Annotated in this window: 1 pseudogene; it reads left to right on the plus strand. The window is 60.6% G+C overall.

Annotation, left to right across the window (positions count from 1 at the left end):
- Nucleotides 1-604, plus strand: a pseudogene (locus ACIP1X_RS28135) (translation initiation factor IF-2); the annotation flags it as partial.

The following is a 604-nucleotide window of genomic DNA, read 5'->3' on the forward strand; positions in this document are numbered from 1 at the left end:
AGCACCCTGCGTGTTCCTGGCAGCAAAAGCATCAGCGTTGAAGTCCGCAAAAAGAAAGTTTTCGTACAGCGCAGCCCGGAAGAAATCGAAGCCGAGCGCAAGCGTGAACTGGATGAGCGTCGCGCAGTAGAAAATGCTGCCCGTCAGAAGGCTGAAGAAGAAGCCAAGCAACGCGCCGAAGTAGAAGCGCGTAACCAGCCTGCTGCTGCGCAGAACGCTAATAGCGCCCCTGCTGCTGCGCCGGTTGCCGCTGCCGAACCTGTACGCGAAAGCGCACCGGTCTCTGCCGCTGCTCCAGCGCCGTCTGCTGAAGTTCGCAACAAGCAGAACGAACAGCGCCGTCCGGACAAGCCACGTGCAGACGATAACAATCGTCGCAGCGGTGGCGGTGATGGCGAGCGCAAAAACGCTCCGCATCGCGCCTCGGTCAAAGAAAAAGCGCCGGCTCCACGTGTGGCGCCACGCACTACCGACGAAGAAAGCGATGGCTTCCGTCGTGGTGGTCGCGGCAAGGCCAAGCTGAAGAAGCGCAACGCTCACGGTTTCCAGAGCCCAACCGGCCCTGTCGTGCGTGATGTGCAGATCGGCGAGACCATCACTGTTG

Source organism: Pseudomonas sp. NPDC088885, from assembly GCF_044750025.1.
In the GTDB taxonomy this organism is placed as follows: Bacteria; Pseudomonadota; Gammaproteobacteria; order Pseudomonadales; family Pseudomonadaceae; genus Aquipseudomonas; species Aquipseudomonas rustica.